Origin of the sequence: Sphingobacterium sp. UBA865, assembly GCF_002295765.1 — a bacterium.
Taxonomy (GTDB): Bacteria; Bacteroidota; Bacteroidia; order Sphingobacteriales; family Sphingobacteriaceae; genus Sphingobacterium; species Sphingobacterium multivorum.
This window is the reverse complement of sequence record NZ_DBGB01000029.1, coordinates 31,390-46,384: the sequence shown is the minus strand read 5'-3', so window position 1 is coordinate 46,384 and position 14,995 is coordinate 31,390. Positions and strand designations below refer to the sequence as shown.

Genomic DNA, 14,995 nt, shown 5'->3' with positions numbered 1-14,995 from the left:
AAAGTAAAATAAGTCCTGTACAACAATCACGAGCTCTTTCTGTTGTACAGGACGCTATAATTATTCGACTGGTTTTAAAACGAAGGAGAATGAATAATCTTTGTACGGCAATGTATATTCGTGAAGCGGCCATGCTCCCCAGCTATTGATTCCGCCTACGCCCATTTGTCTGAGGTCAATATTAACTTGCGTTTGTTTCCTTTTGACAAGGTCAGCGGCATGGCGTTGTTGTCGCTTGGGACCGTCGTCCAAATCCTTATCAAAATAATGCAAAGCGCTCATACTGAAAGTAGAATCTGCCGTAAAAAACAATCCCTCACCTTGCTTATTTCTTATTTCCATCCACCTGACATCGGTCTTATTACCTGTCTCCTGTGGCATTACATAAGGAAAATACTGTTGATCGACGGTCTGTTTATAAATTCCGACATGCGATGCAAAATTACGGTCGATGTAATTCTCCTGTGGTCCCCTACCGTAGTAATTAATGGCCTCAAAGCCAGCAGGCATGATCCATTGCATGCCGAAACGTGGCAGAACAGCAACCTTTTTTGTGGTGTCAGCCGTGAATGATTGAGAAACGCGCATTTCACCCCGTTGATTAATGCAGTATTTCATTGCTAACTGTCCATATACCTGAGGCATTTTGTAGGCCGCATAGACATAGACCAGGCTATCGATTAATTCGGATCTAATTTCAAGTAATTCAATAGAATCCGTAACCTGTTTCCAAGATTTCAGTTTTTCAGGTGTATTTGCACCGAAATCGTTATCATTCGGTGCACGCCAATAATTAGTCTTAAATAAAGCATGCTCATCCATTAAATCCCGTCCTTTGTAATGATATCTGGTCAGCCATCCTGATTTAAGGTCAAACTCCATCTGCAGCTGTTTTGCCGAGATAATCAGATTTCCATCTTTTCGCTCAGTCTTGATTTTCCCCTGTGCCACAATGGTTGTCTTAGGTTGAAAAACACCACCTAAAGACAACTGTTCGGTTGCAATAATATGCCCCATAGGAAGTAAGGGTTCGGCTTTTTTCAATCGATAAGTCAGATTCAGAAATTTCTCCCCACGTGCATCTGTTTGATAAGGGATAGACAGCACACCATATTGTTGCGGCAACACATTCAAGTGACTGATTAAACCAGATTGGGCTTTCTTTCCATCAACAATAAGCTCCCATTGAAGTTCAACATTGTCAAGTCCGGTAAAAAAACGTTCATTGTAAACCTGTATCTTTTTCTCCTTCATTAGGCTGCTATGGATATCTTGATATACTTTCTTCATTTCCCAGGCATGCGGATAGGGTGTCCTATTAGCATAAAAAATGCCTTTGGAAGCATAATTCCAGTCCGTTATGGCTTCCTTAGGCTCATAGTCTCCACCATAGGTATAAACCGTATCGCCTTTAGCGTTGATTTTAATAAAACATTGGTCCACAAAATCCCAGATATATCCGCCTTGGAATATTCCTTTATTTGCCCGAATGATGTCCCAATAATCCTTAAAATTTCCTAATGAATTTCCCATGGCATGGGCATACTCACATTGAATAAAGGGCCTTTGGGGCTTAGGATTGCGCGCTGCATAATTTTCCATCGCCGATGGGCTTGCATACATGGGAACAATCAGATCGGTATTCCAATCAAATCTTAATTCCCCATAATTATTCACAGCCCTTTCGTATTGTACAGGGCGACTTTTATCGAGCTCTTTCATCCGGAGGTAGGCCCGATAGAAATTGTAGCCATTTCCAGCTTCGTTGCCCATGCTCCAAATAATTACGCTGGGATGATTCCGGTCGCGCTGAATAAGACGTTCAACACGGGCAACATGTGCCTTTTCCCAGGTCGGCCTATTGGCCATCGTATAAGACAGATCATAGCCCATGCCATGAGATTCGATATTAGCCTCATCAATCACATACAATCCATATTGATCACAGAGTTGCAACCAATATTCGGCATTGGGATAGTGGCTGGTACGGACAGCATTGATATTGAACTTTTTCATGAGCTGTACATCACGCAACATATTTTCTTTGGAGATCACATGCCCTGTTACAGGATCTGTTTCGTGCCTGTTTATTCCCTTGATAAGTATAGGCTGTCCATTCACGTGCAACTGACCTTCTTTGATCTCAACCCGACGGAAGCCCACTTGCTGGGGAACGACCTCGCTGAGTTTACCCTCGTGGTCTATTAGCTTAACAGTCACCTGGTATAAATTTGGCATTTCGGCCGACCATAGTGCAGGACGCTCTATGGTCTGTGCAATATCCATCTCTTGTCCCGAGACTTTAACAGTTTTAACTGACACAAGACGACCATTTCTATGTAATGAAACCTCTGCTCTTAACTCATCTTGACTGCTCTGGTTAAAAATCAGCTTAGTATTTAGCTGTCCTTCATCAAAAGAATCGTTGAGGGTCGGTGCCAACTGAATATCACGTAGATATATCGGTTGCCGTGCCAGCAGATAACAGTCTCGTGTGATTCCACTGAGGCGCCACATGTCCTGATCCTCCAAATAATTTGCAACTCCCCAACGCATGACGCGCATTGTGATTAGATTTTTTCCTTTTCTCAAATATCTTGTTACATCAAACTCGGAAGGTAATTTGCTATCCTCCCCATACCCCACATATTGACCATTTACCCAAACAGATAGATTTGATTTGGCAGCCCCAATATGGAGGATAATAGGTTTGCCCTGCCAATCCTCAGGAATGACTACCTCTCGGCGGTACACAGCCGTGGGGTTGAAATCCATCGGCACAATTGGTGGATTTGGTTTTCCGATCAAATAAGTGAATTCAAAACCGGAGGTCGTATACATCGGGAAACCGTATCCATTGAGTTCCCAGTTTGCAGGCACCTGAAAATTAGCCCAAAGATGATCATCATAAGTCAACGATTCAAAATTGGCCGGTAATTTTGACGGACTATCTGCCCATTTAAATTTCCAGGGACCATTCAAACTTAAATAAGCGGAAGATTCACGCCAATCGCTATTGACGATCTGAGACGTATTCGGAAAGGTCACAAAATCGGTATGCATGGGCAGCCGGTTTTCTTCGGTTATCGTTTCATCCAACCAAGGGATTCCTTTTCGGACAAGAGTATCTAGCTGTTGCATTTTACGCGATCCATGTGTCAAGGTAACACTGGACTGCGCATGTCCAAAATTGAATATCAAACTATAGAGTAGAATAAGCACCAATTTATTCACAAACTGCATGTTTTATTATTTAGCGATTAAGAAATCAATTCAAAAAAGAGTGGTTTGTTTCACAGAATGTAGGTTAAATACGGCCATACGGCAGGCCTAGTGAAATACACTTAAATCCCATTGATCCTTCCAATTTATCTGTACTTTTTCATTCTGGAGATCTACCGGTAGCCAGATATATCTGCTATCCATAAGATCTTTGGGGTTCCAGCGGTCGGCCATAAAGATAAAGGCATCTGTTTTTCCTGCGACAGGAAGAATAAATGTGGATTGACCGCCATAAGTCAAAGCCGAATTTGGCCCTTGCATTGGATCCCCTAGGGATTTCCAGGGGCCAAAAAGACTCTTAGCGACATGGAGCTCTGCACGATTTGGAGCCCAGCCGGTGCATCCGCTGGTGATCAGATAATACTGATCTTTATGCTTGAATAAAGCCGGGGCTTCCCTATGATTCCGGAAGAGTAAGGAATCTTTTGCTGTCACATGCAGGTAATCATCGGTTAATTGAACCAGGCGTAAGGCATAGTTTTCGTCCGATGAATAGATTTGGTAAGCCCTGCCATCGATGTCTACAAATAAACCCATATCACGTGACATATTGTTATTTGGCCGGAAGCTGTGGACAAACTGAAACGGCCCAAGCGGAGAGTCACTGGTAGCAACGGCGGCCCTGGCTGCTGCATAGCCTTGCCCTTTCAACTCAAGATGGAACCACATCACATATTTCTTCAGCTGCTCATGATAGATAACCTTTGGCCGTTCCATAATACAGCCCCAGGCAATATCGCTTGTAGAATCTGCGCTAGGTGTGAGAGCCAATCCTTCAAACTTCCAGTTATACAAATCATTGGATGAGTACACATTGACGCCCTGGGATGTCGTTCCGCCACGTTTCTCACCATACCAATAATATTTTCCATTTTGATGAAGTACGCCGCCGCCATGGGCATTGATCACATCACCGGATTGGTCTTTCCATATTTCCCCTGGCGTAAAGCTATTCATTTCAGCACGTTCTACTTTTTGATAGACCCGGATATAATCAATTTCATATTTAGCGGGAAGTAATTTATCAGCTATCGTGCCACCGTTTATTCCACCGAGGGCCAAATTTAACAGGAGATAATGTGGTTGGGTAAATGGATTGAATCCTGTACCGTCCCGATTGACCAATTGATCCATAGGGACGTGAAGCATTTCCATATCATCCACATAAAGCGTAATGGCATCTTCATCCCAAACCATGCGCCAGATATGAAATTGATCTGCCCAAGCCTTTCCGCCAAGATCTTTGACTGCTTTTGTCTTACCGAACCAATGTGCTTTCCACCGTTGGTCAGTGCCAGTTGCGATATTGGCTAATATATTGCCGCGATAATATTCCATGATATCTATTTCACCATTGGATGGCCATTCCTTGCTCGTGCCTAAAGTCCAGAATGCGGGCCAAAGGCCCTCTCCAACAGGGATACGCGCGCGGATTTCAAAAATTCCGTATTTCCAGTGCTGCTTTCCTAAAGTATTTATCGAAGCCGAAGTATAGGTTATCTTTTTACGGCTGGCAATCCAATCAGAGCTGCCCTGAATAAAACCCGGATGATTACGTTGTTCTTTTTTTGCTTCAATAACCAACAGGCCATTACGACAGGAAGCGTTTTCCTTTTGATACCACTGCTCTTCCCGGTTGCGTTTGAAACCTTCTTCGTAACTCCATTTAGTCGTGTCGGGTGCACCATTATAATCAAATTCATCCGACCAGACCAATTTATACTGCGGTAGGATGGGCTGTTGACTATAGGCGATAAAACAACTTGACAGCAAACTAAGACAGACAGATAAAAGTTTTTTCATGATTTAGTTTAAGTTTCTTTGAGTTAACTGCTCGTGATGATCAGTAAACAAAAATATCCCCCTTTTCCTACGTAGTCAAGGGGGATATTGAGTCAAAAAGAGGGATATATTCGTATTTGTGTAATAATGAGATGACACATATCCCTTTTTATATTTCTACAAGCCGGTTGGGGCAGTTCCACTGATCAGTGACCATCCTGGATTCTGATAAATAACGGAATTTTCTGCTGTTCCATCATCCGAAGCCAACTGGAAATGCTCGACGGCAATAGGTGCAAGATAATGCGCCATGGCAAATTTCACCCCAGTATAAGACAGGGCATTGCTTCGGACCTCCAATGGTCTGAGGTATTCACTCCGTGCAGGATCTGAAACGACAGATTTATCATTGGTAGCGCCATAAATCAGCTGTTCGGGTTTGTACCAATCTTTCATCGGCCCCCAGAGTTTAAAGCCTTCAAAATGGTCTGCTGTTGTAATCAGCTGGTCCATCGCACGCCAGCGCTTGAGATCCATCCAACGTAGACCTTCCGCCATGAGTTCGCTTCTGCGTTCGCGACGTATATTGTACAATGTAGGTGACACAAACTGTCCTGCAGAATACGCGCCCCAATCTTTCTTCTCTTTCTCCATTTGTGTTGCAGCAATGGTTGCATTGAAATCTTGGTCGACCTTAGCACGTGTACGCAATGAGCGCCAATAGGCCTGCGCCTTCGTATCTAAATTTTGATTCTTTTCGAAACAGGCCTCCATATAATTGAAGTAAGCTTCGGTAGCTCGGAAGGTAATACTACCCGTAAATCCCTGTCCGTTTAGCGTTTGTAAACCGTCGTATGAAATACCTTTACGTATAGTATACCCCGTTGTATAACGTCTTTCCCAATCGGTATCGTAAACAGTCGGTGTGGGTTCAATAAGGGTATAGTGCGTACCTTGTCCAATATTGACCAATACATTCTTTTGGCCGGGCTCTTTTAAAAACAATTGTAAACGACCATCGCGATTTTTCCGAACATCTGCGATGTAATCATCGCCCGCATAACCACTGCCGGAAGCGTAAATAGGCAGTCCATTGGACATCAGGAAGCTTTCAACAAGGCCGCGTGTCAAACCAACCGCATAATTGCCACGCTGTGCATATACCGGTACATTGTGTGTCACCAAACTCTGGTTGTATTGTCGCCACAAAAGTACTTCGCCATAGCTGGACATATCCACGGCACCAAACATACTGAAGTAAGGATTCTCATTGTTGGCAGATTCTATTATTCCGGTGTTGCTCACCAGCGGCACATTGTCAGCAACCGCAGCTGCCGATTCCATGGCCTGCGTTAAAAAGTAGTCGATCTCTCCGGCAATACTTCCCGTCGGAAATGCATAATTGCTATTGTATGATTTTGCCGCACCAGGCCATCCTGGTCCTTTAGGGACGAATGCGGTTCCGCTAAAGTATTTGAGCCAGGTACCTTCGTACAAAGCTACTCGGGACTTGAACAGCTGGGCTACATTTTTTGAGATCCGCTGTTTCTTGCCATCGGGAGAACTTTGGTTCAGCAAGGTAATGGCCGAATCCAAGTCTGAAAGTATAAAACGCGCGACTTCATTTCTTGGTGAACGCTTGCTCGCTTCCACTAAAATACTCTTATCCTTATCCGACATCACATTGCGAATAATCGGAAAATCGCCCAAGGCCTGCAATTTCCCAAAGTAAACATAAGCCCGTAAAAAATAGGCTTCACCGATATAATGTGCTATGTTACTGGAATTTCCGAGAATACGATTTTCCTTCCATTTGGGAACCACCGTATTGATAAAATAATTCATCTGATAAATACTTGAAAAATCCCAGTCACCGCCGTTCGATCCAACGCGCCATTGGCCTGGAATAAACTTATTATCGAGTGTTGGAGTAGCCATATTGTCTGTATTTCCGTCGATGCCGAACGTGCCAAAGGACCAGTTGCCATGCGAAGGAAACAGTCCAGCATATTGATTTACGGTATAAGCAGCAAGTTGTGATTCCTCATCCAGATACGCTTCAGGTATGATGGACGAAGGGGGTGCAATATCCAAATATTTATTGCAGGAAGCTAGGCCTACCAAAGCGACAAGGCCCAATTGCATCAATCTAAAAATAGTACTATTGAATTTCATAATGAATCGACTTAAAATGTAACACTTAAACCTGCAGACCATACTTTTGTCAATGGATAAACCGTTCCGTTGCTTCCGCCATCAATAGTTTCGGGATCAAACATTCCCGCTACACTTGAGCCGGTCCAGATATTTTCTCCGGAAACGTATACGCGTAGACGCTCCACACCAAAACGTTTGGTTGTTTCTTTCGGTAAGGTATAGCCTAGCTGAATATTTTTTATGCGGATATAGGCTGCATTTTGCAAAAAGCGCGTCTGCGTCTGTTGATTTTTGGAGGTTCCAAAAACAGGACGTGCGTAATACGCATCAAGATTTTCGCCCAATGGATTGTCTGCGGTACGGAAATAATCAAGATGATCGACCAAGCCCGTTGACCACCATTTTGAAGTTGCTCCCCAAAAATAATAGCCACCTTGCCAATAGTCGCGTTTCATGACACCTTGCATGAAAACACTAAAATCAAAATTTTTGTAATCCGCATTCAGATTCAATCCAAAGGAGTAACGCGGCGTGCTGTTTCCAATCACACGACGATCACCAGGATCGGCCTCTGTATTGCTTCCACCATCTATTTTTCCGTCGCCATTCAAATCCGCATACATGATATCGCCTGCCCCCCATTGTGTTCCTAATGCATTTTGTCCACCATTGGGCAAGCTCGCCAGATGTTGACTCATCTGTTCCTCTGTCTTTGCGATACCAAGGGTTTGATATCCCCATATTTCACCTAACTTTTGGCCTTCCCGATAGTTTGATAATGACCCTATTGCGTTTGGATAGCGTGTTACTGTTGTGGTATAATCCGACAGGAGAAACTTTGCTCCATATGCGAAACCACTGGCTGTACGGTCATTCCAGCCCAGTGTAGCTTCAAACCCTCTTGTTTTTAAGTCGGTATTATTTGTTTGAGGAACCTGGGTTCCTAATGTATTAGGCAACTGTGGAGCTGGGCCGACCATATTAAATGTTTTCCGTTCGAAGACCTCAAAAGACCCAGAAAGTCGGCTATTTAAAAAAGCAAAATCGACGCCTAAGTTTTTGGTATTGATGGATTCCCAGGTCAATAAGGCACTTACCAAGCCTGGAGCCGAAGCAGAATTTGGTCGAGCATTATTAATTAGCCAAGCGCCATTGGCTGTACCCGTTGGTTGCGTGACATAAGTCGGATACCAGACATCGGTATTTTGATTACCCAGTTCTCCGTAGGAAGCTCTTAATTTCAGCATATTAATAAATGGTGCCGACTCTGCAATAAAGTTTTCTTTGGCGATGTTCCATCCTGCAGAAACTGAAGGAAACCAGCCCCAGCGGCTATCGCTGCGGAAGCGTGATGAACCGTCATAACGCAAATTAGCTTCCAATAGGTATTTTTCTGCATAATTGTAATTCAATCGGCCGAAGAAACCCGCTGTTGCCCATTTTTGATATTCGCCAGATACAGAAGGCACTACTGCTTTTCCATTGATGTCTGTGCCGGAGGTCAGATTCAATACCGGTTGATCCGGGATAATGATTCCGTCGCGTTGCACACCGAGATTGCGATAGGCCGTGTGTTCAATCTGACCACCGACCATAACTTTAACATGATGGTCGCCCCAGCTCTTATCGTAATCAGAAAAGATATTAATGTTATAGTAGTTTTCCTTTAAACCAAATTCGTACACATTGGATGAGTTTTTATACAGATACGGATCACCATTCACGTCATGGTTGTAAAGACGCTGCGAGTCCCAATGACGAAATTGAGTTGTGGTTCTATAGTTAAAATTACCAGTTGTACGCCATCCTTTAATAGGTTCGAGGATGAGTTGTAACTGTTGGTAAATGTAATCCTTACTTGATTTATCCTGTCCGCCTTCTTTCATGGCAAGTGCAGGTGAGGGAGAACTGAACAAGTATCCATTTGGATCATACAGAGGCAGCGTTGGCCAGCCCTGTCTGCCTAAATCATCATAAAAACTATTGGTCAATGCAGCCGGACGGTCGTAGTCTTCACGCACCAATCGCGCGTTGTAATTTACCTGAAAGATGTCAGATACTTTAGAATTGATTTTAGCAGCAACAGCGTAACGGTCGTAATGATCCGTATTGAAGGCCATCAACCCTTGTTGTTTCATAATATTACCTGAAAGGTAATAAGTTGTTTTTTCGGTTCCACCATTGAGGCTTAGGTTGTGCTCCTGAGCAAAAGCCTGATCCCGATACATGACATCGAACCAATCGTTGTTGTCGTTACCATAGGCATATCCTTCAGCCCAATACAATTTATTGTTTGGATCGACTATCGTCGAATTTTTCAGGCTTCCGTTTTGATAATCCAGGATGCGCTGCAGATGCTCCGCGGAGAAATGTGGTGAACCACCTGCGTTGACTTCGGCCTGATTAAAGTATTGCGCAAATGTATAAGAATCCATCATCTTCGGCATTAATGTTGGGGCATTCATACGAAAGCTATTATTATAATTTACCGATGTACGTCCAGCCTTTCCAGATTTTGTAGTAACTAAAATAACCCCAAAGGCAGCTCTAGAGCCGTAAATTGAAGCCGCTCCAGCATCTTTTAATACAGATACGCTTTCAATATCCTGTGGATTTAGTGCCGCCAAAGACCCTTCAGAACCATCGATTAAAATCAGTGGTGCCGAAGAAGAGGTTCCGATGGTGCCCGTCCCCCGGATATTAATGGATGGATTGGTTTCCATCGTTCCCGAGTTTTGGGAAATATTTAGTCCTGGTGCCAGTCCTTGCAGTGCCTGGATCGCATTTCTTACCGGCCTATTTTCTAGTTGCTTGGCATCCACCACCGCAACCGAACCGGTCAGGTTTGTTTTTTTCTGCGAACCGAAACCGACCACCACCACTTCATCCAAAACATCTCCTTCGGAAGCATCAAGTTGCACGTTAAGCTCGTAGTTCCCTTGGCTGATCTGTTTGAGCTGACTGAATTCAAAGCGCTGTTTCGCATAACCTAGAAAGGTAAATTCTAATGCCGTGACTGTGGCAGCACTGATCGTATATTTTCCCTGTGTATCTGTTTGTGCTTGCACTGTGGAACCGATATTTTTGACGGTCACTCCGGCCAGTGGCCTATTATTTTCGGTAACCTGGCCCCGTACAGTTATTGACTGCGCATAAGTCTGCTGTAAGCTTAAAAGTAAAAAGCAGATACAACAAAGCCAGCACGGTGTGAATACTATTTTTCTTTTCATAAGTAAAACTGTTTAGTAATTAAAATATTTTGATGAAGCGTAGTACGGCAATATGAGGTAGCATTATTGCGTTTCTTTGGGAATTCAAGGATCAAACAATCCACTTTTGATTGGTAAATTCATCATAATTAAACTTGGTTATTTAGCTGTTTTTGAGTTTTAGCCAGCTTACTTTTCCTACACCTATTTTTTATATGATTTGGAGCGGGTATTCAGCTAATCAGGCAAACACTCTTGGTTATTTAATATTGCCAACACCATAAAATGTCGTATTGACACTTGCAATATTATCAAAAACGTTACAACGGAAGGGGGGTAAAATCTTCTTATTTTAAGGGGCAAATTCGTCAAATCAGGCTTTTTGCCCTCAAAAAAAGCCGCATCTCCCGACGCAGCTAAACAACCTATATATTTATTTATAGTGAATGACTAAAATGAAAATTGAACTTCAAAATGCATAAAGAACATAAGATCAATTTTGTTAGCTCCGTGCCAAATACCATACCATAGGGTCCTCTAGTTCATTTATACCTTCTGAAGCGCATTATAGCCTAATTTAGGATCTGCTTCAAAAAATGAAATGTACGTATGCGAACAGTTATTATTCGAATTGTTCACATACGAACAGCACATTAGAAATGAAATAGAAGATTAGTACGCCCAGAGGCGCTCCCTGATGCGAAGCTGTACCGAACATGCCCCAAACGAAAGCCGAGCGATTCCGCATTACAAACTCATTCCCAAGGTAAACACAACGCCTTTAGATTCCAGATCTACATTTCCGTAACCTATCCCTGTCAAAGGCATTTTAACAAAAGGTTTTACGCCAATATTAATTTTATCGTTAATTTTCTTCTCAATGGAGATCGAGAAATCGGCAACACCAAAGATATGCTGGTTCTCTCCATTCACTTCATAGACGGCACTTTTCTGAGATCCGCCATAGCTACCTCCACCTTCGTAGTCGAAGGTATATTTTTCCTTTAGCATAAAATAGCTCGAAAGTCCTGCACTGACATTGAACTTCACTTTTTTACCTTTCAAAACCGTATAACTCGCTGTCAGTGGTACATCAAGAACATCACATACAGCGCTCACATTGCTCGGCAATTGTGCCATTTCCGGTGGATTTGATGGCGCATAAAATTTATACGCTGACGTATAATTCTTTTTAGCGTAGGTAGCACCCACAGACACACGCAGTGCTTTTGTGAGGGGATAGGAATAGGCCAAACCGATATTTTCACTAAGGGAGGATTTACCTGCCCCCCGCACGCTTGTCAGATCTGGCCCGGCCAAGAAACTAACAACCGACCGCTCTCTTTCCTGCGCATTGGATCCCACACTTTCTTTAGGCTGATAAATGGCTGCCAGACGCTCCCCTGTCCCTTCAACCGGTTCTTCTCTTAAGTTGAAATGAGGCAATCTTTGATTGTTATATTCCATGGTTGGAATTGTGAATACAGTATTTAGTTTTCTTTCTTGCCCGATTATCGGATTTGCATCGGCTATCTTCTCCAAACGGATATCTTGCAGTACGATGGTTTCATTTGAAATCTGGAACACATTATTCGCACGTTTGTTCGGCTGAAATGCAATCCAATCTTGATCCCGTTTGGTTTCGTCTGGCGAATACTCCTTAGGTTGAACAGTTTTGTTCTCCGGAACCTCCTTTTCAGGCGAAATACCGGCTGTATTTATTTCACCTGGTAAATTATTGGTTTTAAATAACGCGCTATTCCAAACAAAAAAGATCGTTAAAACTGCTGCAAGTGTAGCTGCCAAGCTCGTTAAGACGACGATCTTTCGTCTCTTTACACGCCTTTCATTGTCCAATCGCGATTCTATATCTTGCCAATGTGATTCATCAAAGTCAAAGTTAGCATCACTTAAGCCCGACCTAAATAGCTCATCAATCTTATTCTTATCCTTTTCCATCATCTTTTCTCCTCCGTTTTACCAAATTTTACCCCTTGAACTTCCACCATTTCCGCCAGTCTACCACGTGCTTTATGCAGATTAGATTTTGATGTTCCAATGGCAATTCCCAGCATGCCACTAATTTCTTCGTGTCCATAACCATCGATCGCATAGAGATTGAACACTGTTCTGTAGGCAGGTGGAAGCTGCTGTACCATCGCTAATAAATCTTCATAGTTTAACTTTTGACTGATGCTATCATCCTCAATAATGGTATGCTCATACATGGATACATCTACCAAGATGCCCTGTTTAATCTTTGCCCGATAAAAATCAATTGCAGTATTTGTCATGATTTTTTTGATCCATATGGAAAAAGGCTTCTGAAAATCATATTTGTTGATATTTTTAAAAACCTTGAAAAAGCCTTCATTTAAAATACTGATAGCATCTTCCCTGTTATTAGCGTAGCGCAGACATATCCCTAAAGACATAGCGTAGTAGATGGTGTAAAGATCTTTCTGAGCCCTGCGGTCCTCATCAATACATCCTTTAATAATATGGATAGATTTTTCGTCAACTTCTGTTATCGCCACTCGATATTGCTTCTTTCTTTTGATAAATATAGTATTAAGTCTTATACGAGAGGATAATCGAAAAGGTTGCCTCCAAAAAATATTTTTTTTCAACTCAATTTCCAAGCAACCTTTTCACTGACCTGATCGTAATATCAAGACATTATTTTAAAACATACCATTATGAAATCAAACCAAAAACAAGTCAAATTAACTTTTATAGGTGGTCTATTGACCTTAACATTGTTTTCTGCATGTTCAAAAAGCGATGGTGAACCTGGCAATGTCGAAAATAAAAACAAGGGCGTGCAAATGTCTGCCAATACCCAATTTGGTAATATTCTGACCGATGCCGACGGTAAAACACTCTATTTCTTTTCGAATGATACAAAAGGAGCTTCGACCTGCAGCGGTAATTGTTTGACCACTTGGCCGGTTTATTACAGCAGTGAAACAAGCACAGACCTAAAAATTGACAAAAGCCTGATCGGTGAAATAACACGTGAAGATGGCTCGAAACAAAACACATTTAAGGGCTGGCCGCTTTACAATTATGCAGGCGATAGTCAATCCGGTCAGGTGAAAGGAGATGCTGTCAATAAAATATGGTACGTGGCCAAACCTGATTATTTACTCATGGTTGCGAATGCGCAACTTATCGGACACGATACTAAAAACTATTTAGGCGACTATACCGAAGGAACCGGAAAAACAATTTACCTGACCGATGATAAGGGCAGAACGTTGTATGCCTTTAAACCCGACAAATTCAACAAAAACAATTATACTGCTGCAGATTTCAGTAATGATGCGATCTGGCCTATCTTTCAAAAAGAGACTGGAGCTCTGCCTTCGCTTGTTCGTACGGCTGACATCGCTGTCATTACCGTCTATGGAAAGAAACAATTAACGTTCAAAGGATGGCCCTTATATTACTTCGGCCAGGATACACAGCGTGGAGATAATAAAGGGATAAGTTTCCCACGCGTTGGCGTTTGGCCAATCGTAAACGACAACTCTACCGTTGCCCCTGCTAACTAAACCAAAACTAACTATTCAAACTTATGGCACAAAATCTAAAAACCGTAAATCCTTGCCTCAGAGCACATCGTTACCTAGTCATTTTTTTCTTTACCTTAACAGTTCTCTCCTTCTCCGCCTGTACCAAAAAGCAGGCGCAAGAACTTACGAACAATCCGGATAACGGCACTGAAACTGTGACGGTACTAAATGTGTCTTACACGAATTTTTCTAAAGCACTCTTTGAAACGAAATGTAGTTCGTGCCACGCGACAGGACGTTCGGCAAGTGGACGATGGACGTTCAGTGGTTATATCTCCGTCAAAGACAATATTGCAAAGATTAATAATGCGGTACTGGTGACCAAATCCATGCCACTAGGCAGCTCACTCTCCGCAAAAGAAATAGAACTGCTGGATGCATGGATCAAAAGGAATTCACCTGAAAACTAATGTTAGGCATATGAAAAAAATCAACATGTACATAGCGCTCTTCATGATGCTCATCGCTATGACGACCTTTGCGCAGCAAAAGGCTTCTTTTGTTTCAAAAGAGACCAGCATCACCTTTTTTAGTAATGCGCCATTGGAAGACATCGAAGCCAAAAGTACCTTAGGCGCTTCGGCGATGAACCTTCAAACCGGAGATATCATCTTTCGGGTAAAAAATACATCTTTTCAATTTGACAAAAAGCTCATGCAGGAGCATTTCAATGAAAATTACATGGAAAGTGATCAATACCCCCTATCAGAATTTAAAGGCAAAGTCGACAACGCGGACAAATTAACAAAGGATGGCAGCTATACGCTGAACGTAAGAGGCACACTTCTAATCCATGGGGTTACTAAACCTTACAGTACAAAGGCAACATTTACTGTTACAGATGGCACGATAAAGGCGGTAGCAAATTTTCAGGTCAAACTTGCAGATCATAAAATTTCTATTCCTTCCATCGTTGGAAAAAAAATTGCTGAAGTAGTCAAAATCACCGTTGATGCGACCTACAAACCATAATACGAATTCATTACA

General features: G+C 42.5%; 9 protein-coding genes. 3 read left to right on the top strand and 6 right to left on the bottom strand.

The features are described 5' to 3' along the window. Positions 1 to 60 precede the first annotated feature (60 nt). The 6 genes from B2O97_RS15735 to B2O97_RS15710 form a co-directional block, all read right to left on the bottom strand. The gene (locus tag B2O97_RS15735) at positions 61 to 3,243 is read right to left on the bottom strand and encodes a glycoside hydrolase family 2 TIM barrel-domain containing protein (protein ID WP_236586115.1); all 3,183 of its coding nucleotides are present in this window, start codon (positions 3,241 to 3,243) and stop codon (positions 61 to 63) included. Positions 3,244 to 3,330: 87 nt separating this feature from the next. After that, positions 3,331 to 5,085 (bottom strand): family 43 glycosylhydrolase, encoded by a 1,755-nt coding sequence (locus B2O97_RS15730; RefSeq protein ID WP_070565246.1) that lies wholly within the window; start codon positions 5,083 to 5,085, stop codon positions 3,331 to 3,333. A 156-nt stretch (positions 5,086 to 5,241) separates the two neighbouring features. Continuing rightward, entirely contained in the window at positions 5,242 to 7,239 is a 1,998-nt protein-coding gene (locus tag B2O97_RS15725) for a RagB/SusD family nutrient uptake outer membrane protein (RefSeq protein ID WP_286767676.1), read from the bottom strand. Positions 7,240 to 7,250: 11 nt separating this feature from the next. Next, entirely contained in the window at positions 7,251 to 10,451 is a 3,201-nt protein-coding gene (locus B2O97_RS15720) for a SusC/RagA family TonB-linked outer membrane protein (RefSeq protein ID WP_083295897.1), read from the bottom strand. A 726-nt stretch (positions 10,452 to 11,177) separates the two neighbouring features. Further along, positions 11,178 to 12,392 carry a hypothetical protein gene (locus B2O97_RS15715; RefSeq protein ID WP_286767675.1) on the bottom strand — a complete coding sequence of 405 codons (1,215 nt, stop codon included), beginning with the start codon at positions 12,390 to 12,392 and terminating at the stop codon, positions 11,178 to 11,180. Further along, complete coding sequence (locus tag B2O97_RS15710) at positions 12,389 to 12,967, bottom strand: RNA polymerase sigma factor (protein ID WP_236586116.1); 579 nt, start codon at positions 12,965 to 12,967, stop codon at positions 12,389 to 12,391. Before B2O97_RS15710 ends, B2O97_RS15715 begins: the two co-directional genes overlap by 4 nt. A gap of 162 nt (positions 12,968 to 13,129) precedes the next feature. Here B2O97_RS15710 and B2O97_RS15705 point away from each other — a divergent pair, with 162 nt between their 5' ends. The 3 genes from B2O97_RS15705 to B2O97_RS15695 are packed head-to-tail and all read left to right on the top strand — an operon-like array spanning position 13,130 to position 14,980. Then, positions 13,130 to 13,987, top strand: a complete 858-nt coding sequence (locus B2O97_RS15705; RefSeq protein WP_070565241.1) for a hypothetical protein — start codon at positions 13,130 to 13,132, stop codon at positions 13,985 to 13,987. A 23-nt stretch (positions 13,988 to 14,010) separates the two neighbouring features. Next, positions 14,011 to 14,418, top strand: a complete 408-nt coding sequence (locus tag B2O97_RS15700; protein WP_070565240.1) for a c-type cytochrome — start codon at positions 14,011 to 14,013, stop codon at positions 14,416 to 14,418. 10 nt (positions 14,419 to 14,428) lie between these two features. Further along, complete coding sequence (locus tag B2O97_RS15695) at positions 14,429 to 14,980, top strand: YceI family protein (RefSeq protein WP_070565239.1); 552 nt, start codon at positions 14,429 to 14,431, stop codon at positions 14,978 to 14,980. The last annotated feature ends 15 nt before the right edge of the window (positions 14,981 to 14,995 follow it).